This window comes from Mariniphaga anaerophila, from assembly GCF_900129025.1.
Taxonomy (GTDB): domain Bacteria; phylum Bacteroidota; class Bacteroidia; order Bacteroidales; family Prolixibacteraceae; genus Mariniphaga; species Mariniphaga anaerophila.
Genome location: NZ_FQUM01000004.1, coordinates 299,852 through 322,078, shown reverse-complemented (window position 1 = coordinate 322,078; position 22,227 = coordinate 299,852). Strand labels below are relative to the sequence as shown.

The following is a 22,227-nucleotide window of genomic DNA, read 5'->3' as shown; positions in this document are numbered from 1 at the left end:
ATATGGAACGTGTCATAATAAGTGGTGGAGGCACAGGCGGGCATATATTTCCGGCACTGGCCATTGCAAACGAAATTGGCAAAAGGTATCCCGATGCCGAAATTTTGTTTGTAGGTGCTTTGGGGCGAATGGAAATGGAAAAGGTTCCGGCGGCAGGCTATAAAATTGTTGGCCTTCCGGTAACCGGGTTTCCGCGTAAACCCGGAATTAAAATGCTCACTTTTGTTGCCCGTTTGTTGAAAAGCAACAGGCTGGCCAAAAGAATAATCAATCAATTTAATCCACAGATTGCTATCGGCGTAGGGGGATTTGCCAGTGGCCCCCTGCTCCGGGCAGCTGCAAATAAAGGCATTCCCACACTTATTCAGGAGCAAAATTCCTATGCCGGTATTACTAACAAGTTGCTGGCAAAAAAGGCGCGCAAAATTTGTGTGGCCTACGAAAATATGGAGCGGTATTTTCCAAAAGATAAAATTGTTCTTACCGGAAATCCTGTTCGTGAAACGTTGTTGAATCAAAGTGGAAACAAGCAGGAGGCAATTGAATATTTCGGGTTGACGAAACCGGATAAAGTGATTCTGATTGTAGGAGGAAGTTTGGGAGCCCGTTCTATTAATAACGCCATTCTTAAAAATGTTTCGCTTATTGCCGGGTCAGATGTGGAAATAATTTGGCAAACCGGCGCTATTTATTACAAAGAAATTCAGGAGAAACTGAAAGATTCCGCGCCCGGTAACCTTCATATTCATGAGTTTCTTTCGAGAATGGATTTGGCTTATGCCGCTGCCGGTATTGTGATATCACGCTCGGGCGCCGGCACAATTTCGGAGCTGTGTCTGGTGGGGAAACCCGCGGTTCTGGTTCCTTCGCCCAATGTGGCAGAAGATCATCAGACAAAAAATGCCAGGGCGTTGGCAGATAAAGGCGCTGCTATTTTGGTCCCGGATGCAGTAATTGACGAAAAACTGCTGCCCGAAACCATTGCGCTGATTGATAATAAACAGAAGTGTGAAGAACTTTCAACGAATATAAAAAAGCTGGCCCGGCCAAACGCAACAGGGCATATTGCAGACGAAGTAGAAAAACTATTGAAACAATGAGCGACCTTCAGAAAATAAAGAATGTTTATTTCCTCGGAATTGGGGGAATTGGGATGAGCGCGCTGGCCCGGTATTTTAAGTACACGGGTCGGAATGTGGCCGGATACGACCGCACGCAGACCGCTCTTACCGATGCATTGCAGGCGGAAGGAATTGATGTGCATTTTGAAGACAACATACGTCATATTCCGTCAAACTGGAATCCGGTTGAAACGTTGGCTATTTACACCCCGGCACTGCCCGACGACAATAAAGAGCTTTCCTGGTTTATGGAAAAACCTACCTGGTTAATTAAACGTGCCAAGGCGCTGGGAATGGTTTGTAACGAAAGAAACTGTGTGGCCGTCTCCGGAACGCACGGGAAAACCACCGTAAGTACAATGACTGCTACTATTTTGCGAAAATCGAAAGCAGGCTGCGGGGCATTCCTTGGGGGTGTATCTAAAAACTTTAGAAATAACCTGCTTTTGCCCCCCGAAAATTCGCCATGGATTGTTGCCGAAGCAGACGAGTTCGACCGTTCGTTTTTGAACCTGTTTCCACAACTGGCGCTGGTAACGTCGGTTGATGCCGACCACTTGGATATTTACGGCGACAAAGCAAAAATTGAAGAGTCGTTCGAAAAATTTATTTCCCAGATAAAACCCGGCGGAAAACTGGTAGTTAAAAAAGGAGTGGAACTGGATACGTCAAAAACTCAGGCCGAAGTGTTCAGCTATTCCCTTTCCGAAAATGCCGACTTTAATGCTGTGAACCTTCATTTGAGCAGCGAAGGAGGGCATTATTGTTTCGATTTAAAAACTCCTGACGGAATAATTACCCACTGTAAATTGAATTACCCGGGGCTGGTAAATGTGGAAAATGCCGTAGGAGCATCTGCATTGGCTTTTCTGGCGGGAGCATCTGCCGATGATATTAAGTCGGGTCTGGAAGAGTACCAGGGCGTTTTACGCCGGTTTGACGTAAAGTTTAAAAGTGAAACACAAATTTATATCGATGATTATGCCCATCATCCCGCAGAGCTGAAAGCGGTTATCGGCTCAGTAAAAGCGTTGTACCCGAACCGGAAAGTTACCGGCATTTTTCAGCCGCATCTTTATTCGCGGACGAGGGATTTTGCCGACGATTTTGCTGCCAGCCTCGATTTGCTTGACGAGGCTGTGCTGGTTCCGATTTATCCGGCCAGAGAAGAACCCATTGCCGGTGTTTCTTCGGAATTGATTTTAGGGAAGATGAAAAATGAACATAAATTTCTGGTGGAAAAAAGCGATGTGCCGGGGTTGTTAAAAGAACGGGAAACCGATGTTGTGCTTACCATGGGCGCAGGCAACATCGACGGGATTTCTGAACAGATTATTGAAGTATTGAAAAACAAAAACTGATGTTGCGAAAGATTTTGAAATTAGCAGGTTACTTTTTGCTGGCCGCATTTTTGGTGGTCACGCTGGCATTTTCTGCCCGCCAGAGCCGGCATGTGGCCTGTCGTAATATCGAAATCGAATTCAACGAAAACGAATTGATAAAAACAAGCCGCGAAGAAGTGGCCAGATTAATTAGTGCTGCCGATAATAAGCTGGTAGGGAAAGAACTTCGGGATATAAATGCTGAGGCGATTGAAAAAGAAATTGAAAAACACCAGGCCATTTTAAAAGCAGAAGTTTTTAAAGTAGTAGCAAAAGACAGCACTTCTTATAAAGGAATTTTGGGCGTTCGCGTAAAACATCGTGAACCGGCCCTGCGGGTCATGTCTTCGTCGGGTACTTATTACCTGGATAAAACCGGGGAGAAAATTCCCATTTCGAGCAATTACACCGCCAATGTTCTGGTTGCTTCCGGATATTTTACAGAAGACTATGCAAAGAATGAGTTGCTCTCTTTTGTGCAGTTTCTGGAAGATAATCCGTTTTGGAAAGCGCAAATTGAACAGATTTATGTGGAGAACGACGGAAACGTGATTGTTACTCCGTTGGTTGGCGACCATCTGATCGAAATGGGAACACTGGATAACTTTCAGGAGAAATTAAGAAATATGAAAGCATTTTACGAGCAGTTTCTGGTGCATAATAACTGGGACAAATACAAAATGGTTAGCGTAAAATACAAGAATCAGATAATAGCGAAAAAGAAATAAATATGGCTTCTAAATCAAATTTTTCAGTAGTTATTGATGTTGGCACAGCAAAGATGGCAGCATTTGCCGGTTTTAAAAACGAACATGGCAAAATGGAAATTCTGGCTTCGGCTAAGGTTCCGGCCAAAGGAATAAAGCGTGGTGTGGTGCTGAATATAGAAGAAGCCGCAAGTTCAGTAGAACAGCTTCTGGAAAAAATTCAGCATCAGGTAGACGGGAAAATTACCCGGGTGGATTTGTCGTATGCCGGCCAACCCCTGAAAATAGCCAGCTACAAAGCTTCTCGTTACACTTCAGGAGAGGGAGTGGTAACCCAGGCCGATGTGGACGGGCTGTTTGGCGAGGTGCAGACACTTGAACACGACGAAGATTTCAAAATTCTTCACATCATTCCGCAAACTTTTTTGGTTGATGGTGAACCGGCTGACATGAGTCCGGTTGGGGCAATCGGTCAGAAAATTGAGGCGGCCTTTAAGCTGTTGGTGGTTCCTGAAATCTACATCGCTAATTTCAGACGGGTGTTCGATAGAGTTGGGGTAGAGTTGGGCGAAGTAATTCTGGCTCCGCTTGCAGCAGCAGAGGCTGCGTTAACCGACGATGAGAAAGAGCTGGGAGCTATTCTGTTGGATATTGGCGCAGGCACTACCAAACTTGCTGTTTACCACGAAGGTGTAATGATACATACCGCTGTAATTCCGTTTGGAGGAGAAGTGGTTACTAAAGATATAAAAGAAGGATGTTCTATTCTTCCCAAATGGGCAGAGCAGTTAAAAGTGCAGTACGGGCAGGCGCTGGGCGATTTTGCCGACGAACGGAAAGTGGTTACTATTCCAGGGCACAATGGTTGGGAGCCCAAAGAAATTTCGTTTAAAAGTCTGGCTTTTATTATTCAGGCTCGTTTGGAAGAAATTATCGACAGTGTATATTATCAGATTGAAAAATCGGGAATTACCGATCAGTTGGGTTCCGGAATCGTTATTTCCGGAGGTACATCAGAACTGAATAATCTGGTTTCGCTGGTGAAATTTCGCACGGGAATGGACGCGCGAATAGCTTTTCCGGTAATTACACCGGTAAATAAACCGAAAAATTTTGGCGACTCGGGCTATCTCACAGCGCTTGGGCTGCTGAAACTGGCATTGGAAAAAACAGATCCTGCACCCAAAAAGAAGGTGAAAAAGGAGAAGAAGAAAAAAGAAAGTCGTTTTTCTCCCTGGCTGAAAGGAGTGGTTCAGGGTGTGTTGGATTATGTTGATGATGACGAGGATGTAGCACTAAAATAAAAAAATGACGATATGACCGAATTAGTGAATTTTCAATTTCCAAAAGCTTCCTCTTCAATTATAAAAGTAGTTGGAGTGGGTGGAGGTGGCTGCAACGCGGTCAGTCATATGTACGAAGAAGGTATTGCCGGAGTTGATTTTATTATTTGTAATACCGATTCGCAGGCGATGGAAAACAGCCCGGTGCCGGTAAAAATACAACTTGGGGTTACACTCACCGAAGGGCGTGGCGCCGGCAATATGCCGCAAATGGGAGAAGATGCTGCCCGCGAAAATTACGAAGACATAAAAAATGCGTTGAAGGACGACACAAAAATGCTCTTCATAACAGCCGGAATGGGCGGCGGCACCGGAACGGGCGCAGCACCGGTTATTGCCAGTTTGGCCCGCGAACTGGACATTCTAACCATTGCAGTTGTAACGGTTCCTTCTCCGGCAGAGGGGAAGAAACGGTTCGGGCAGGCCATGGAAGGCATTAAAAAATTAAGTGAATTTGTTGACAGCATGCTGGTGGTAAGTAATCAGCGGCTTCATAGTATTTTTGGCGATTTGCCGGCACGTCAGGCGTTTAAAATGGCCGATAACATTGTGGCCACGGCAGTGAAAGGCGTTGCAGAAATAATCACTTTGCACGGAAATGTAAACATCGACTTTGCCGATGTGTACACAGTAATGAGCAACAGCAAAGTATTTATTATGGGAACCGGTCTCGCTGTTGGCGAAGCCCGCGCCATGGACGCCGTAAACGAAGCATTGGAATCGCCATTGCTCGACAGCAACGATATTTGTGGAACAAAAAATATCCTGCTCAATATTATTTCCGGAAAAGATGAGATTACTATTGGCGAAATCGGTGAAATTATTGAAACTTTGCAGGAAAGAGCAGGGCAGGAAGCTGATATAATCTGGGGAAACGGATACGACGAATCTTTGGGAGATCAGGTGAGTGTGACCATTCTTGCAACGGGTTTCAAGACCAATCCGAACCAGTTGCTGCAGCCCCGGCAAGAACCCGAGAAGTACAATCTTGGTGAGCAGGAAAAAGCTGAGCAGCCCCAGGCAAATCCGGAGAACGAAGTTGAAGCAGAACCAGAGCCGGAACTGGAGGAAGTACTTTTCAAAAAACATGTTGTAGAAGAAGAAGAGCAGAAAGATGTGAGCTTTTGGGGCCTGCACAGAGAGAAAGAAAATAGCGACAGGCCATCCTTTTCGCAAAAGAAGAAAGAAAAAAGAAAAAAGAATAAGAAGAAGGAGACGGTCAATCAAGGAAGTATTGACAACTGGTTTTACAAAAATTTTGGTTTAAGCCGGTTGTTTGATGATGAAGATCAATCGCTGGAAGGATAAATAGTTTAACCTGAAAAGACAACGAGAAGATGGAGAAAATGGCAAATTTTAGTTTCCCTGAAAAAAATGCAAGTGCTGCAATCAAGGTTATAGGAGTTGGCGGTGGCGGCGGAAATGCCTTAAATCATATGTTTAAGCAAGGAATCCGCGATGTGGATTTTGTGATATGTAATACCGACTCGCAGGCGTTGGAAGCCAGTCCTGTGCCAACGAAAGTACAATTGGGTTCGTCGCTTACCGAAGGGCGCGGAGCAGGGAACAGGCCTGAAGTGGGAAAAGATGCGGCTCTCGAGAACATTGAAGATGTAAAAGAAGCGCTATCGTGCAATACAAAAATGGTGTTTGTTACTGCCGGAATGGGGGGCGGAACAGGAACCGGAGGGGCTCCTGTCATTGCAGAAGCCTGTCATACCCTGGGGTTTTTAACCGTGGGGATTGTTACCATTCCGTTCAGAAATGAAGGCAAGCGAAGGATAAAGCAAGCGCTTGAAGGTATAATGGAGTTGGAAAATCATGTGGACGCTTTGCTGGTGATTAACAACGAGCGTATTCGTGAAATGTACGGCGATTTTGGAATTTCCGAAGCATTCTCCAAAGCCGATAATGTATTGGCAACTGCAGCAAAAGGCATTGCCGAAATAATAACGGTTCCCGGGTATATTAACGTTGACTTTGCCGATGTGGAAACAGTAATGCGTAAAAGCGGACTGGCACTGATGGGTACCGGAATTTCAAGTGGAGAAGACCGGGCAACCAAAGCCGTGGAGCAGGCGCTAAATTCACCATTATTGAATAATAACGACATTCGCGGAGCCAAAAATATTCTACTGAATATTACTTCCGGAACCAAAGAAGTAACCATGGACGAGGTGGGGAAAATTACTGATTTCCTTCAGAACAGAGCCGGTTTTGAAGCCGACCTGATTTGGGGAAACGGCCGCGATGAAGAATTGGACGAAGAAATTTCTGTGACGCTGATTGCCACCGGCTTTGGGAAAAGCTCAATTGCCGAAATTACCGGCGAAAGCAAAATGGAGAAGGAAACCCACCGACTGGATGTTGATGCACCGTTAAAAGAGAAGAGCAAATCTCCGGAGATTGTAACTGAAAAAGAGGAGACAAAAACCGACCAGAAGGCATTTAGTTTTTCTGGCTCAGACGAAAATTCAGAAGATGATTTGGAGTTTGAAGTGTTGTACCCAAAAACTATAAAAGAACGGAAGAGCGGCGACAATACAAAAATGGATTTCTCTTCGGCTTCAGACGAAGATTTAGATGAACTGGAAAATATTCCTGCATACAAGAGAAGGCAATTGCGAATGAATGATCCGAAGTATAAAAAGAAACTTTCTAACTTTTCTGTAGACAGTGAAAATAAACTGACGGATAAAAATTCGTACCTTCACGGGCAGGTAGATTAATTTTAAAAAACGTAAGATTATGTCACTTTTTGAACAGATAAATGACGATTTAAAAGCGGCTATGAAAGCCCGCGAAAAACAAAAACTGGAAGCGCTCCGTAACATCAAAAAAGTGATGCTTGAAGCAAAAACGGCTGCAGGTGGCCACTCTGAATTAACAGATGCCGATGCAATAAAAATCATTGCGAAACTTGCAAAGCAGGGAACTGATTCTGCTGCAATTTATAAAGAGCAGGGGAGACCGGAATTGTACGATGAAGAAATGGCTCAGGTAGAGGTTTACGAAAAATATCTTCCTGTAAAAATGAGTGACGAGGAGATGACTGCGATTGTAAAATCGATTGTGGAAAAAACCGGAGCTTCTTCTATGAAAGACATGGGAAAAGTGATGGGAATTGCCTCGAAAGAACTAGCCGGTAAGGCAGAAGGAGCTGATATTGCTGCCAAAGTAAAAGAATTGTTATCATAAGCAGAAGTGGTTCCCGGGCTTTTCAGCCTGGGGACACAACTGTTTCTAATCATCATCATCCTCGTCGTCGGCTATCTGGTCGGCAACATGATCTAAATCCGCGTATTTGTCCTCGTAGTCCTGTTTGACTTCGTCTTTCAGGAAACCGTCGTCATCAAAATCATCGTCGTCATCGACTATCTGAATGGCTTCATTTTCGCTCATTCGGAGCATGTAATATTTGTCTTCAGTCTCAAAAGGCAACGCTGTTACCTTAATGCCATTTTTGTCGAAAAAGTGGATGAGATTGTCTGCAAATCCGTCGGAATAAACAAGCTTGATTTGTTGTTGTATTTCTTTATCAAGTTTGTTGTAATCTTTAATAATTTTTGGTTTAACAGGCGCCATAGTTCAAAAAAATTTAATCTTCTTCTGTTTAAAATTTTAATGTCAAATCTATCAAAACACCATCGTATTTATGGCTGAATGGTTGGTCTTCCAGTCCAATAATACCACAGCAAATAAATATTATCCTTTTGATATTTGCAACAGTTCAAACACTTTTTTTTGAACTATTACGACGCCTGATTTTTCCGACAATACAGTTCTTGTCTGAACACCATTCGCACTGGTAGCCTGTTCGTTTACAGAGTTCTCCTATTCCTGAAATTCCACTAATCGATTTTATGGGAAACATTAGCGAAGTATCTGATACGGAAATTCCACAAATGTTGTTGGGGAGCAGTGCGAATAATTTGTGTTGTTCTGCTACGCTCCAGTTGCAATAACCCGGCGAAAAGGGATCGGTAATGTTGAGTCCGGAAGGTTCTATTTCGGCCTGAATTTTTTTCTGAATTTTTTCTGCGGTTTTGTCAACCGTTACCGAACCGATAACATCAAGTATGTAGGCCATCATATCGTCGCCTTCTGCTGCTTTTTGTTTCGAGAGTTCGGATATTCCTGCGCCTGCCGTACAAACAAAAACTGCAACCTTTGTAGCCTTTTTTAGTCTGGCTGAAATAACTTTTCCGGGAGAAAAAACCTGGGTGGCAATTTGTATCGTTTTGTGGTGAGGGTGGACGGAAATGGTGTCAAAAATTTTGTATGCACCTAGTATTTTGCAATGTTTGGGGGCTAAAGTTAAACCGTCTTCAATTAGCTTGTCGAACGGTTCTGGTGATTGACCAGCTTCAAAACCCATGAATTCTTCAACTTCAGAAGAAAGAACACTAAGGTCTTCAAAAAGAAATTGAAAGGTATTATTCATCGGTTTTTATGCTGCTCTGTTTGGTTTAAAAAAGGTGTTCGCTATGCTTTATTCTTCTGTAATTTCAATTTTCTCGATTACATCGCCTGCCCGAATAGCATCAATTACTTCCAGTCCTTCTACCACTTTGCCAAAGCAGGTGTGATGTCTGTCGAGGTGTTTTGTGTTTTCGCGGTTGTGGCAAATGAAAAACTGAGAGCCTCCGGTGTCTTTTCCGGCGTGAGCCATTGACAGAACTCCGCGGTCGTGGTACTGATTGTTCCCGTCTGTTTCGCAGGGGATAGTATATCCCGGGCCTCCGGCGCCTGTTCCGTCGGGGCATCCACCCTGAATTACAAAGTTCGGAATTACCCTGTGGAAAGTTAACCCATCGTAAAAACCTTCTTTTGAAAGCTTAACAAAGTTGGCAACCGTTCCCGGAGCATCGGCATCATAAAACTCTACTTTCATCACTCCTTTTTCAGTTGTAATGTTTGCTTTTGTCGTCTTTGTCATGTTATATTTTTTTACGGAACAAATGTAAAAAAAACCGGGATATTTCTATTGGATGGTTGTTGCATCTGTTACTTATTGATATCTTTGTGCTCATTTTATTCTCAACCGATAAAACTATGAGTAAATTATCTAAACAAACTAGACGAGATTTTGTGAGGGATTTTTCTGTTCTTACCGGTACTGCCTTTTTATCGGGTAGTTTAATGGGATGTGGAACAGCAATTCCGGGTTCTCAAATGAAATTGGGGTTGGTCACTTATCTTTGGGCAAAAGACTGGGATATTCCAACCATAATTAAAAATTGCACAGAAGCCGGAATTGGAGGAGTTGAACTGAGGGTTGAACATGCCCACGGCGTTACGCTCGATTTAACAAAAGCACAACGCGAAGAAGTAAAAAAACAGTTCAGCGCAAGTTCTGTTGAAATAGTTGGAATGGGAACCAATGAACAATACGATTGGCCTGAGCCGGAGAGGCTTAAAGAGGCTGTCGAAACAACCAAAGCATGGCTGCAGTTAAGTAAAGATATTGGAGGTTCGGGTGTAAAAGTTAAGCCAAACAGGTTTCACGAAGGAATTCCACAGGAAAAAACATTGGAACAAATTGGCAGAGCTTTAGATGAACTGGGCAAGTATGCTTTGGATATGGGGCAACAAATAAGGTTGGAAGTGCACGGTCGAGGTACTCAGCAACTGCCCAATATTAAATCGATAATGGATTATGTTCAGAATGATGGTTCTACAGTTTGCTGGAATTGCAACGAACAGGATTTAGACGGTCAGGGGCTGGAGTACAACTTTAACCTGGTGAAAGATCGGTTTGGCGATATTTGCCACGTGAGGGAACTTAATATTGGTGATTATCCATACCAGCAACTGATGGATATGTTTGTAAAAATGGATTACAAAGGCTGGGTATTGTTGGAATGCCGTACCGACCCACAGGACAAAGTTGCTGCATTAAAAGAGCAACGCCAGGTTTGGGAAGATATGATAACCAAAGCCCAGGCGAAAATATAAACAAAAGCCACTTTAGCTCAGTTGGTAGAGCAGCTCATTCGTAATGAGCAGGTCGCGGGTTCAAGTCCCGTGAGTGGCTCTTTTAATTTGTTTAAAAGAGTGGTTGTTTTCCCTGTGTTTTTATAGATTAAAATAAAATTGACAAAAAAAGAAGGCCGTTTCAACATCGAATTGAAACGGCCTTCTTTTTTATATGTTCAGTAGATTTTTATATCTACTCTCAACACCGACTGGCGCTTATTCGTAGAAATCTACATAATCGGCCTGGTTAAGAAAATCAATACTTTTTTTGCAGCTTACCAGAGGTTCGAAGTTGTATCTTTCAACTTCAACAACACCATATTTTGCTCCTGATTTTTCCCGTTCTGCAAACATAGATGCAAAGTCCATCATGCCGCTTGCACCCAGCTCTTCTTTGTCTTTAATGTGCCATACTTCAAATCTGCCGGGATAATTTTCAAAATAATCCAGTGGATTTTTACCTCCTTCAACAATCCAGTAGAGGTCGAGCTGGAACATAACGTTTTTCGGATCGGTTAATTCCAGCATCCAGTCGTAAACAGGTTTGCCATCGAGTACTGTTTTAAATTCGTTCGCATGGTTGTGGTATCCGAAGCGAATTCCTTTGGCATTACATTTTTCGCCAACGGCATTAAAATACGCGCAGTATTTTTTCAGGCCATCAAGACTTTCGTAACCTGTTTTCCCCATCCATGGCTGAACAATCCATTTTACACCAGCTGCTGCGTGTGCTTCAATTGCCTGATCCCACCATGCCATGGTTTTGTCCCAACTGGCAGAGTCTGGTACATCTTGTCCGGTGTGTGAACCAAGGAACTGTAGCCCGTTAGTTTCGCACAATGCTTTAAAATCGGCTGGTGACATGCCGTAGAACTGACCGTCGCCATAACCGGCGGCTTCCACAAATTTGTACCCCATTTCTCCGACTTTTGCTACGGTTGCCGGCACGTCTTTTTTCATGTCGTCGCGAACCGAGTATAGTTGTAAACCAATAAATTTCTCTTTTGGTGCCGGGTTACAACCTACAAATGCTTGGGCAAAAAATGCTGCAATTCCCAAGAAAAATAAATACTTAACTGTCATTTTTTTAATCATCATTTTTGGTATTAAGATTTATGAATTTAAGAACTCAAATTTATAGATTTCTTTCTGTTAACAGTACGTTTAGTTTAAAAATCAAAGGATTTTTATTTTACTTTGGAATAAATTTTTCCGGCATATGTTATGGACACAACTGAAATTCTAATAAAAATCAGAAAGATTGTTCGTTCGATTAACCTCGAATCGAAGAAAATTGAAAAGGAGTATGGAGTAAGCATTCCTCAGGTTTTGTGTCTGCATTATTTGCGCGATTCTGTTAATTTTCAGGCCGGACAAGGAGAGATAAGAAAGTTTCTTAATTTGAATGCCAGTACCACCAGCGGAATAATTAACCGGTTGGAAACAAAAGGGTTGGTTGCCCGTTTGCCCAAGTCTGGAGACCGAAGAGTTGTGACAATTGCACTGACCTCCAAAGGCGATACGCTAATGACGAACATGCCTTCACTTCTTCACGAAAAGCTGGAAGAGAAATTGGGGAAACAGGAAGATCAGGCAATTCTGGAAGTTCAGAACAGCCTTGAGTTACTGGTAAATATTCTTGGAATTGATGAGCTTGAAGCATTCCCTGTTATTCCCGAAGGAGAGTAAATTATTATCGTTATTTAAATAGTTCCTGTAGAAACTATATAGATTAACTTTTCGTTAATATCCAGTCGCAGATATTTGGAGAATATCCTTTTATGTGACTGTTTGCTAGTAGAATCTTGGTAGATTTTTTGGTTTTCTTCTGATATCCATCATTGGGATAGCAATTTGTATTTATTACTTTTGTTTGTATAGAAACTATCTTATGGACATATTTAACGATGCTCAACAGGAAATCGCAAGGAAAATCAGGCCGGAAAGCAATCTTTCAAACTGGAGAGACTGGAAATGGCAACTTAAAAACTCGGTAAAAACAGTCGATAAATTTGAGTTGCTTACAGGAATTCAGTTTCCGGAAAGCGAAAAAGAGTTAATAACCGAAACGTTGGACAGGTTCCCTTTGTCAGTAACGCCTTATTATCTTTCGTTAATAGATACTGACAATTATAGGAACGACCCGGTTTTTAAACAGGCATTTGCCAATATAAGTGAATTGACAGTGCTGAAAACCGACATGGAAGATCCGCTTTCTGAAGATAAGGACAGTCCGGTTGAAGGAATTACCCATCGTTATCCCGACAGGGTTTTGTTTCACGTAAGTAACATTTGCTCGATGTATTGCCGCCATTGTACGCGGAAACGCAAAGTGGGCGACGTGGACTCAATCCCTTCCAAAAAACAGCTGTTAAAAGGCATCGAATACATAAAAAATACACCGCAAGTGCGGGATGTCCTTCTTTCGGGCGGCGACCCGTTTATGCTCTCAGATAGTTATCTCGACTGGCTGCTGTCGGAAATCACATCTATCCCTCATGTGGAAGTCGTTAGAATTGGAACACGGATGCCGGTTGTGCTTCCGTACCGAATTACCAGCGAACTTGTTGAAATGCTGAAAAAGTACCAGCCTGTTTGGATTAATACGCATTTTAATCATCCGCGTGAAATTACCGCCTCGTCGCGGGAAGCGTTGGCAAAACTTGCTGATGCCGGATTTCCCTTGGGAAACCAGTCTGTTCTGCTGGCAGATGTGAATGACTGCCCCCGTATTATGAAAACACTGGTGCACAAACTGGTGCAAAACAGGGTGCGTCCGTACTACCTGTACCAGTGTGATTTGTCTGAGGGGCTGGCTCACTTCAGAACGCCTGTCGGAAAAGGAATTGAAATAATGGAAAGCCTGATTGGGCATACTTCGGGTTTTGCCGTGCCAACATATGTAATTGATGCTCCGGGAGGTGGAGGAAAAATTCCGGTAATGCCAAATTATATTATCTCCTGGTCTACCAATAAAGTGGTGTTGCGTAATTACGAAGGGATTATTACAACGTACACAGAACCGGAAATATACGAGTCGAAATTTTGCGACCGCAACTGCAAAGAGTGTAGTCTTGATTTGCAGTTGGGAGAGGTTGACGAGCAAAAAGGAATTGGAATTGAGAAGTTGTTGTCGGATTACGACGATGCTATTTCGCTGGTGCCCGATAATAACGAACGATATAACAGAAGGGATAGTAATGGCAGACAGAATTAGGAAAATTGGAAATTCTACAATACAATACGGCGAATTTAACAACCGGGTTTTTTTGTTGAAATACGACTCTTCTGATAGCGAGGCAGTGCTTCCTGAACTTGAACAACTCGCAAAAGAAGGAGGCTATTCTAAAATTGTTACAAAAATTCATGCTGAAGATTTGCCCGTTTTTATTCTGAAGGGGTATAAAGTGGAGGCTTATGTGCCGAAATTTTACAACGGCAAAGGCGATTGTGTCTTGGCTTCCAGGTTTTTCGACAAAAACAGGGAAGATGCGCCCGCAGAATTAATGAACGTATTTTCGGGGATATTAAATTCAGCGAATTCGTCTGATGATAAGAAGGTGTTAAACGGATATGAGTTGAGGCAATTGCAAGAGGAAGACGCAGGTGTAATTTCAAAGGTGCTGGAAAGTGTTTTTGATACCTATCCGTTTCCGGTTGAAAATCCTGAATATATTCTAAAAACCATGCGTGAAGAAAGCGCATTGTATTTTGGGGTTTGGGACGATAAAAAGTTAATTGGTATTTCAAATGCGGAAGTCGATTTTAACAGAGGTAACGCTGAAATGACTGATTTTGCAGTTATTCCCGAATACCGCGGAAAGAACCTGGCTTTGCACCTGTTGAATTTCATGGAAAAAGAAATAAAATTGAAAGGTATAAAAACTGCATATACAATAGCCCGGCTGGCTGAGCCAGGAATGAATAAAACATTCCTTAACGCGGGATACCGATATAGCGGTACGTTGGTGAATAACACAAATATTGCCGGGAAAATTGAAAGCATGAATATCTTTTATAAACATTTATAGTATGTATTTGGGAAAGCTTTGTAAGCATTCAGGGAAATGCTCTGTATATCAGAATAAAAATAGTAAGGTGAGTAACAATATTTTCATTGTTAAAAATGTATTTTGTAACCGGGGCCCCAAAGGCTGGAATAATTGTAAACGATTTCGGATGTACGAAGATTACTTGCCGGTGCCCGATGATTTGACACCTAACGAATAATTCCAGAAAAAATAGAAGAGGGAAAGCAGAAGTTACAAAAGAGTTGTTTCTTCACATAAAACAGGCCGCTTTTTGGAAGACTTAGATAATAGCGAAAAGACTATTGGCTTGGCTGTTTAATAGCATTTAGTAGATTGAGTAAATCAAATTTTTTAAATTTGCGCTCAATAACTAATTGATATGACTGAAGAGATAAATATAAGTAGGATAATTTCTAATTTGGCAGAGGATGATGAAGGAGCGCTTGAGGAATTATTCAATTTCTATTATCCACGGTTGTTCAGTTTTTCAAAGTCTTTTTTTAAAATCGAAGACGGCATTGATGATATCATACAGGAAGTTTTTATCAAAATCTGGCGCAATCGCAAAAAAATAAATTCTGCGTCAACTTTTAATTCTTTTATTTTTACCATCACCAAAAATCTTTTATTGAACGAATTGCGAAGTAGACTGAATAACGAAAATGCAAGAGAAAAAATTCGTAATCTGTCTATTGCACAGGAGTATTCATCAATAGCGGATATTGAGTATGACGAACTAAAAACGAAGGTTGACGAGATTATTGATAAACTCCCCGAACGTCAAAAGGAAGTATTTGTATTAAGTCGCGCAGAGGGTTTATCGCATAAAGAAATAGCGGAGAAGCTGGGGATAAAAACCAAAACAGTTGAATACCATATAACACAGGCTGCTGGTCTTATAAAATCCAAATTAAAAGAGCTGGGAATGATTTCATTATTGTATTTCTATCTTTTTTTCTAATTTTTTTTCTCTATTTCACTGGGGGTAGACCTTTTTGCTGTGTATTAATAAAGACAGCTTAACATGAGGAGTTTATTCAGAAAATATTATTATTCGGTTTTAAGACCAGATGAGTTCGATAAATTCACTGACTCTTTAAGTGATAAAAAGAACGAGCTCATTATTTCCGGCCTGATGAAATCACTTTGGGAAGCCCGGATGAAGGATGATGAAATTACCCATTCTGCAAATCCTGAACTTTGGAGCCGAATAAAAGAGGCCGTGTTGCTGGATAAACAGGAAGCAATTCATCGAAAAATGAAATTTTACGTCTGGGGGTTGCGTATTGCTGCAGTTTTAGTAATCATCTTGTTGTTTGGAAATATTTTTTTCATGCAAAAATCAGAGCAAAACAAGTTGACAACCGAACTGCAGACCATAACAACGCCTTATGGCGCAAAAACAAGTTTTACCTTACCAGATAGTTCTGTTGTTTGGCTAAACTCCGGGTCAACATTTTCATATCCGTTGAATTTCGATAAGACCAGGGCGGTAACTTTAGTTGGCGAAGCATATTTTAAGGTGGAAAAATCCAACATGCCTTTTGTTGTATCAACCGGCTATGGAGATGTAGAAGTAAAAGGAACTTCGTTTAACGTAAAAGCTTACACCGATGACAATGCCTTTGAAACTACCCTGGAAGAAGGCGCTGTCGTTTTTAAAGCAAGCGGCACAACAAGTGGAGTAACACTGAACCCTGGGGAACAGATGGTAAAAGCGGGCAACGGTTTTGTCACAAAGAATGTGGAAACTAAATATTTTACATCGTGGAAAGACGGCCTGCTATTCTTTAACCGGGAGCCTTTCCCCAGTTTCATTACAAAGCTGGAACGCTGGTACAATATAAAAATTGAATATACAGATCCTGCTCTTGATGAATTGTGGTACACCGGAACACTTGAGATGGAAAGCGTTAGCGAGGTGATGGAGATGATAAGTAAAGCGGCTCCGGTGACATACAGTTTTAATGCTAAAACCAGAGTATTCTCAATAAAACCAGAAGAAAATAACTAAGCAAATAAAAACACTTGAACTAAATTTTTAATGCATATGAGTTGAATCAATTTTACCTGTAACTACCAGGAAGAGAAAAGGAACAGAAACTTGCCCTTTCTGCCCCTTTTAAGTAGTTCATAAACAATCAGAATTATTTATTTAAACCATTCAAAATTATGGAAAAAAATCGAAGTATCCATGGACTAAGTCCGTGTGTATTTAAAATGTTAAAGGTTATGAAGTTAACGTTTCTTTTGATGTTGATATCTTTTGTGGGAGTATTTGCTTCCGAAACATATGCTCAAAAAACTAAACTGTCATTGAAGGCTGAGAACGTGAGTCTGGAGAAGTTTTTGATTGAAATAGAAGCTCTAAGTGAGTTCCGTTTCTTTTATGCCGGAAGCATTAGTGTTGAACAAGAAATTTCGGTAGATGTCAAAAACAAAAGAGTTACGGAAATTCTGGACGCAATTAAAAGAGAGGCCGGTTTCGAATATGAAGTGATGGGACGACAGATTATACTTTCACCTGCTGGTAATGAAAGCTTTATGGAAAGTGCTGAGCAGCAAGGAATGCAACAGCAAAGAACTATCTCAGGAGTAGTTACCGATTCGAAGGGACAGCTACTGCCGGGTGTTACAGTATATGTTAAAGGCACTTCTCAAGGAATCGTAACTGATAATGACGGATATTATTCATTTATAAATATTTCCGATAGAGTGATTCTTGTATTTTCTTTTATTGGAATGAAAACTCAGGAATTAGTGGTTGGAAGCAATACAACTATTAATGTTAGAATGGAAGACGAAATTGTTGGAATTGATGAAGTAGTTGTTACCGCACTTGGGTTAAAACGTGAAAAAAAAGCCTTGGGGTATTCTGTGGGAGAAGTTAACGGAAACGAGTTAACAGAAACAAGTCAAGGGAACGTGTTGAATGCCATGGCAGGAAAAGTGTCGGGAGTTAAAATAAACCAAATGGATGGGACTTCTGGTTCTTCTGTAAATATTATTATCCGTGGAGCTACATCTTTGAATAATGATAACCAGCCGTTGTTTGTGGTAGATGGGATTCCTGTACAAAATCAGCTCAATAATCTTTTTCAAGGAGCCGATTTAGGAAACGCAATTAGTGATTTGAACCCTGATGACATAGAACGTGTATCTGTTTTGAAAGGAGCAAGTGCTGCGGCTTTATACGGGTCGAGGGCAGGTAACGGGGTTGTGCTTATAACTACGCGGTCAGGAAGCGGTGTCAAGCAAGGTCTGGGAGTTTCTTTCAGTACTACGAATACTTTTGATGTTCCCTATAACTTTGTTTCTGTTCAAAATAAATTTGGTTCCGGTAACGACGGTGCGCATCGGTTGCAACAAGAAGAAAACCCCAGTTGGGGACCACGACTGGATGTAGGCGAAAACTGGGTACAATGGAATAGTGATGGCGAGGAGGTACCACTGGTATCTTATCCTGACAGGTTTAAGGATTTTTTCAATACTGGTTTTTCCACAACAAACAATCTGGCCGTTGACGGGAATTACAAGAAAGGGTATTTTCGTTTATCGGTTGGCGATTTAAGAAATACAGGGATAATACCAAATACCGATCTGAGCCGGTCTTCCATTAACCTGAATTTGGGCTATAAATTAACAAACAATTTTACCATTACAACAAACTTCAACTGGTCAGAGTCAGGTTCAGGTAACAGACCCAATATTGACGGGGATGACAGAAATGCAGTAGTTCGTAGTTTATATGAGTGGGGATCAGAGGTTAATGTAATGGATTTAAAAGACTACTGGGTTAAAGGTCAGGAAGGTATTCAGCAATTAAAGTACAAGGAAAAACAGAATAATCCCTGGTTTCTGGCACACGAAAATACCCAATCTTTTAAACGTGACCGTTTAACAACAAAGATTCAATTTGATTGGGAATTAACAAAGGAATTAAACCTGATGGGACGGTTCACCCGCGATGGTTATACGGAAGGACGGGAGTCGAAGAAAGCTTTTAGCACCATGGGGCAAGAAATGGGAGGCTATAGCATATCTGACATATATAGGAAAGAGACCAACTTTGAAATGAGTTTAAACTATAAAAAAGATTTGGGAGATTCCTGGAATATTAATGCGTTTATAGCTGGAAACAGAATGTATTCGTATTACAAAGCAATAGAAAACGAGGCGGCGCAATTAGTGATTCCTGAGCTATATACAATTTCAAATGCTGTTCCGGGAAGTATTACTTATAATAGTTTCTGGTCGGAAAAGGCAATTTTCAGTGTATATGGAATGGCTTCCTTATCTTTTAAAGATATGATCTATTTAGATCTAACGGCCAGAAACGATTGGTCAAGCACGTTGCCTTTCGATAGTCGTTCTTATTTTTATCCCTCGGCATCATTAAGTATGTTGGTTTCTGAAATGATAACTATGCCCACCTGGCTGACATTTACAAAATTACGTGCGGGAGTAGCTCAAGTGGGAAATGATACAAATCCTTACAGCCTTTATCAATATTTCTCGACAGATGAAGACTGGGGATCGGCCAAGCAAATGTACATGGGAGGAACGCTTCGAAATAGTAATCTGGTACCGGAAAAGGCAACCTCAATGGAAGTAGGGGCTGATTTTTACTTCTTAAAAAACAGATTGGGACTGGAAGCTACTTACTACATTGTGCAAAACCGTAACCAGGTATTAAGCATTTCTCTTCCAGTTGAATCGGGCGCCAATAGTAAAATGATAAATACAGGGCTTATTGAAAGTAAAGGTTGGGAAATTGGACTAAAAACCACACCGGTTGTCGCAGGTAAATTCAGGTGGGATCTGAACTTAAATTTTACAAGAAACAGAACCAAAATAAAAGAACTTGCCGATGGGTTAACACATTTCGAGTTTGCATCTGTTGATGGCGCAATGCTTAGAACCTACGAGGGTGGATATATTGGAGATATTTTTGAGCAGCCTATGTTGCGGGTGAAGGACGAAAATTCCCCCTATTACGGTTATCCTATTCTTACTTCCAACGGTAGATATCAGAATGACAATGACCCAAATAATATGGTAAAAATTGGAAATGCTAATCCCGATTTTGCTTTGGGCATACAACCTACATTCAGCTATAAATCTTTTTCGTTATATGCAAATATTGACTGGAGTCAGGGAGGTGAATTCTATTCGCGGACGATGATGTTTTTCAACCATAATGGGGTGTTAGATAACACTTATTCTGGAGTTGCATACGATCCGAACAGAAGTATAGAAGAGCAAATTAAAGAAAATCCGGAGGCATTTTTTGGCGAATGGGTAGGGGGAAGAACAGCCGAATATGGTGGGTTTCCCTGGCCTTCGAATAATAACCGTTTACAAGATGCAAGTTTTAATGTTGGAGTACGCGAAGTTGTGCGAAATGGTGAAAAAGTATATGTGGAAAACTTAGGAGGAGAGGGAACTCAATGGCAAACTCCAATGCAGGCAAACCGGTACGCCAACCGTCCGTTTCCAAGTCGGAATTTGTATAGTGCAACCTATGTAAAACTGAGAGAAATAGCGTTAACATATCGACTTCCGAAATCATTAAACGAGAAAATGCATATTCAAAATTCTTCTGTTTCATTTATTGCAAATAATATATTTCAATGGAATGCAGCAGGGATTGATATTGACCCGGAAAGAGCATACAGGGCCAGACGAGGAGCCTGGAGTCAGGGTGTTGAATATTACAATGTTATGCCATGGATAGGAACTTTGGGAGTTAAGATTAATGTTGAATTTTAAAAACTACGAATATGAAAATCATAAAAACAGGTTTGTTAATACTGGCAATAATAATTTTTATACCACTTTTTTCATGTATTGATCTTACTGAACTTAACGAAGATCCTAATAATCCTGAGAAAGTATCGTCAAATTATATATTAACCTACATTTTAACAAATACGGCCAAAGCATATAGCAATCTGGGTGGATGGAACTCAAATGTTGCCGGAGCTATGCAGTATATTCAACAAGGTACTGAATACCAGTCATATCGAATTAATTATTACGATTGGGATAGAGGTTCCTGGTCAACTTTCTATAATTTGTTGAGAAATGTAGAAATAGTAAATGAAAATGCAGTTGAGGACGAAAACATTATGTTTGAAGCTATTTCGCTTACATTAAGGGCATTTCTTTTCGGCACTGTTACCGATCTTTTTGGCGATTGTCCTTACTCTGAAAGTTTAGAGGCCAATAACGAACTGTACTTTCCAGAATATGACGATCAAAAAGATATTTATAAAGGAGTTCTGGAAGATTTGAAAAGGGCAAACGAACTATTTGCAGATCCCAAGATATCTGATTTTACTATTGCTTCTAATTCTGATGTTTTATATGGCGGCGATCCTGTAAAATGGAGAAAATTCACCAACGCGCTTCGGTTGAGGTATTGTATGAGGCTTTATCATAAAAAAACTGAAATGAATGAAGCTGGAATAAATATTTTAGCTGAGTTTAAGGACGCAGCATCTTTTACATTCACCAGTAATAATGACAACGCTGAGTTTGATTACATTGGCTCAACAGCGGCTAATTCCTTTTCTGGCGGACCATTAAATGAATCTAATTCGCCGTACAGAACAAAACCATGTGCTACCATCGTAAATAAGTTGAAATCGTTGAACGATCCCCGTCTTTCCCGGTGGGTTACTCCTGTTCAACACAAATGGGATTACGGAGTTACAGAAATTAGTGAAAAGAATGTCCGCAATATTTTTGGAGAAGGATATGAGGTAGAATATAGACCGGTTACTGCTCAAGGTGTTGATACTTCTTTATATGTTGGGCTGCCGGTAGGAATATTAGCTCAGGACGCATTAAACTTTAACATTGGAGATGATAAAGGTTCTTACCATTCAGAAAAGAATCCTTACATTTCTTTCTTACACGAGCGTTTCCGGCAAAATACAGAAGAATACGTAAAAATGAACTTAGCCTCCTACAGCGAAGTAGCATTTTTGCTTGCTGAAGCATCAGTTCTGGGAGATTTTTCGATAGAAGGAAGTACGGGCGAATATTACAAAAATGGTGTTCTCGCTTCACTGAACTATTGGGGAGTTTCTGATGGGGCAAACGGGTTTAACTTTGAAAATTATTTTTCGAATGATGATGTGAATCTTGAAACAGCTTCTGATAAATTGGAACGAATAATGGAGCAGAAATGGATTTCGGCATGGTTTAATGTTGAAGCCTGGTTGGATTGGAGAAGGACAGGTTATCCGCCTATAGAAACTGGTCCGGTAGCCGAATTTGGCCCCGCATTACCACTTCGGTTTATGTATCCGGAACCCAATCAGGACGAAAAATACCTGGTGAATTATAATGCAGCCGTGGAAAAACTAGTGCCTACTGTTTATGTGCCTGGAGGCCAGAGTAAGGATCATTCATACTCAAAAATGTGGTTGATTCAAAATACGGGAAAACCATATTAAAAATCATTAGAGGATGATAAAAGCTATCTTCTGATTGTGCGTAAAGAGGAGCCGGGACCTGAATTTTTGAAATTGAAAGTTTCGGCTTTGCTTTAATAATTTATGTATAAGTATCCTGTTTTGCAGACCATATACATTTATTGGGGAAAATGGATTGTTTATTCGTTTTTTAGAGTGTTTTAATAAAAGAAGTTTGCA

General features: G+C 41.1%; 19 protein-coding genes and 1 tRNA gene. 16 read left to right on the top strand and 4 right to left on the bottom strand.

Annotated elements, in window-relative coordinates; translation table 11 throughout:
* Nucleotides 1-2 precede the first annotated feature (2 nt).
* The 7 genes from murG to BUB08_RS09875 are packed head-to-tail and all read left to right on the top strand — an operon-like array spanning nucleotide 3 to nucleotide 7,751.
* The gene (gene murG / locus BUB08_RS09905; RefSeq protein ID WP_245820189.1) at nucleotides 3-1,100 is read left to right on the top strand and encodes an undecaprenyldiphospho-muramoylpentapeptide beta-N-acetylglucosaminyltransferase; all 1,098 of its coding nucleotides are present in this window, start codon (nucleotides 3-5) and stop codon (nucleotides 1,098-1,100) included.
* Nucleotides 1,097-2,482, top strand: coding sequence for a UDP-N-acetylmuramate--L-alanine ligase (gene murC, locus BUB08_RS09900; protein ID WP_073001274.1), 1,386 nt, complete (start codon nucleotides 1,097-1,099; stop codon nucleotides 2,480-2,482). The genes murG and murC overlap by 4 nt, the downstream gene beginning before the upstream one ends.
* Nucleotides 2,482-3,231 carry a cell division protein FtsQ/DivIB gene (locus tag BUB08_RS09895; RefSeq protein WP_073001273.1) on the top strand — a complete coding sequence of 250 codons (750 nt, stop codon included), beginning with the start codon at nucleotides 2,482-2,484 and terminating at the stop codon, nucleotides 3,229-3,231. Before murC ends, BUB08_RS09895 begins: the two co-directional genes overlap by 1 nt.
* Before the next feature lie 2 nt (nucleotides 3,232-3,233).
* The gene (gene ftsA / locus BUB08_RS09890) at nucleotides 3,234-4,514 is read left to right on the top strand and encodes a cell division protein FtsA (protein ID WP_083570689.1); all 1,281 of its coding nucleotides are present in this window, start codon (nucleotides 3,234-3,236) and stop codon (nucleotides 4,512-4,514) included.
* Nucleotides 4,515-4,526: 12 nt separating this feature from the next.
* Entirely contained in the window at nucleotides 4,527-5,861 is a 1,335-nt protein-coding gene (gene ftsZ / locus BUB08_RS09885) for a cell division protein FtsZ (RefSeq protein ID WP_073001270.1), read from the top strand.
* A 29-nt stretch (nucleotides 5,862-5,890) separates the two neighbouring features.
* Nucleotides 5,891-7,282 carry a cell division protein FtsZ gene (gene ftsZ, locus BUB08_RS09880; protein WP_073001269.1) on the top strand — a complete coding sequence of 464 codons (1,392 nt, stop codon included), beginning with the start codon at nucleotides 5,891-5,893 and terminating at the stop codon, nucleotides 7,280-7,282.
* A 19-nt stretch (nucleotides 7,283-7,301) separates the two neighbouring features.
* Complete coding sequence (locus tag BUB08_RS09875; RefSeq protein WP_073001268.1) at nucleotides 7,302-7,751, top strand: GatB/YqeY domain-containing protein; 450 nt, start codon at nucleotides 7,302-7,304, stop codon at nucleotides 7,749-7,751.
* A 45-nt stretch (nucleotides 7,752-7,796) separates the two neighbouring features.
* Here the strand turns inward: BUB08_RS09875 and BUB08_RS09870 are convergent, their stop codons facing one another.
* The 3 genes from BUB08_RS09870 to BUB08_RS09860 all read right to left on the bottom strand — a co-directional run bounded on the left by BUB08_RS09870 (nucleotide 7,797) and on the right by BUB08_RS09860 (nucleotide 9,492).
* Entirely contained in the window at nucleotides 7,797-8,138 is a 342-nt protein-coding gene (locus BUB08_RS09870; RefSeq protein ID WP_073001267.1) for a hypothetical protein, read from the bottom strand.
* A gap of 145 nt (nucleotides 8,139-8,283) precedes the next feature.
* Nucleotides 8,284-8,997: a vitamin B12 dependent-methionine synthase activation domain-containing protein gene (locus BUB08_RS09865; RefSeq protein WP_073001266.1), complete on the bottom strand. Its 714-nt coding sequence runs from the start codon at nucleotides 8,995-8,997 to the stop codon at nucleotides 8,284-8,286.
* Between the two features lie 48 nt (nucleotides 8,998-9,045).
* The gene (locus BUB08_RS09860) at nucleotides 9,046-9,492 is read right to left on the bottom strand and encodes a peptidylprolyl isomerase (protein WP_073001265.1); all 447 of its coding nucleotides are present in this window, start codon (nucleotides 9,490-9,492) and stop codon (nucleotides 9,046-9,048) included.
* A 116-nt stretch (nucleotides 9,493-9,608) separates the two neighbouring features.
* Here BUB08_RS09860 and BUB08_RS09855 point away from each other — a divergent pair, with 116 nt between their 5' ends.
* Both BUB08_RS09855 and BUB08_RS09850 read left to right on the top strand, forming a co-directional pair.
* Nucleotides 9,609-10,511, top strand: coding sequence for a sugar phosphate isomerase/epimerase family protein (locus tag BUB08_RS09855; protein ID WP_073001695.1), 903 nt, complete (start codon nucleotides 9,609-9,611; stop codon nucleotides 10,509-10,511).
* Nucleotides 10,512-10,517: 6 nt separating this feature from the next.
* Nucleotides 10,518-10,590: transfer RNA gene (locus BUB08_RS09850), tRNA-Thr, on the top strand.
* A gap of 158 nt (nucleotides 10,591-10,748) precedes the next feature.
* Here the strand turns inward: BUB08_RS09850 and BUB08_RS09845 are convergent.
* Entirely contained in the window at nucleotides 10,749-11,615 is an 867-nt protein-coding gene (locus tag BUB08_RS09845) for a sugar phosphate isomerase/epimerase family protein (protein WP_245820188.1), read from the bottom strand.
* A gap of 141 nt (nucleotides 11,616-11,756) precedes the next feature.
* Here BUB08_RS09845 and BUB08_RS09840 point away from each other — a divergent pair, with 141 nt between their 5' ends.
* The 7 genes from BUB08_RS09840 (at nucleotide 11,757) to BUB08_RS09805 (ending at nucleotide 22,029) form a co-directional block, all read left to right on the top strand.
* On the top strand, nucleotides 11,757-12,221 hold the full coding sequence (locus tag BUB08_RS09840) for a MarR family winged helix-turn-helix transcriptional regulator (protein ID WP_073001263.1): 465 nt from the start codon (nucleotides 11,757-11,759) through the stop codon (nucleotides 12,219-12,221).
* Nucleotides 12,222-12,423: 202 nt separating this feature from the next.
* Entirely contained in the window at nucleotides 12,424-13,749 is a 1,326-nt protein-coding gene (gene kamA / locus BUB08_RS09835) for a lysine 2,3-aminomutase (RefSeq protein ID WP_073001262.1), read from the top strand.
* Complete coding sequence (gene ablB, locus BUB08_RS09830; RefSeq protein ID WP_073001261.1) at nucleotides 13,733-14,563, top strand: putative beta-lysine N-acetyltransferase; 831 nt, start codon at nucleotides 13,733-13,735, stop codon at nucleotides 14,561-14,563. The genes kamA and ablB overlap by 17 nt, the downstream gene beginning before the upstream one ends.
* Nucleotides 14,564-14,942: 379 nt before the next feature.
* Nucleotides 14,943-15,524, top strand: a complete 582-nt coding sequence (locus BUB08_RS09820) for an RNA polymerase sigma-70 factor (RefSeq protein ID WP_073001259.1) — start codon at nucleotides 14,943-14,945, stop codon at nucleotides 15,522-15,524.
* Between the two features lie 63 nt (nucleotides 15,525-15,587).
* On the top strand, nucleotides 15,588-16,577 hold the full coding sequence (locus BUB08_RS09815) for a FecR family protein (protein WP_073001258.1): 990 nt from the start codon (nucleotides 15,588-15,590) through the stop codon (nucleotides 16,575-16,577).
* Nucleotides 16,578-16,795: 218 nt separating this feature from the next.
* Nucleotides 16,796-20,335, top strand: coding sequence for a SusC/RagA family TonB-linked outer membrane protein (locus tag BUB08_RS09810; RefSeq protein WP_175549987.1), 3,540 nt, complete (start codon nucleotides 16,796-16,798; stop codon nucleotides 20,333-20,335).
* An 11-nt stretch (nucleotides 20,336-20,346) separates the two neighbouring features.
* Entirely contained in the window at nucleotides 20,347-22,029 is a 1,683-nt protein-coding gene (locus BUB08_RS09805; protein WP_083570686.1) for a SusD/RagB family nutrient-binding outer membrane lipoprotein, read from the top strand.
* Nucleotides 22,030-22,227 lie beyond the last annotated feature (198 nt).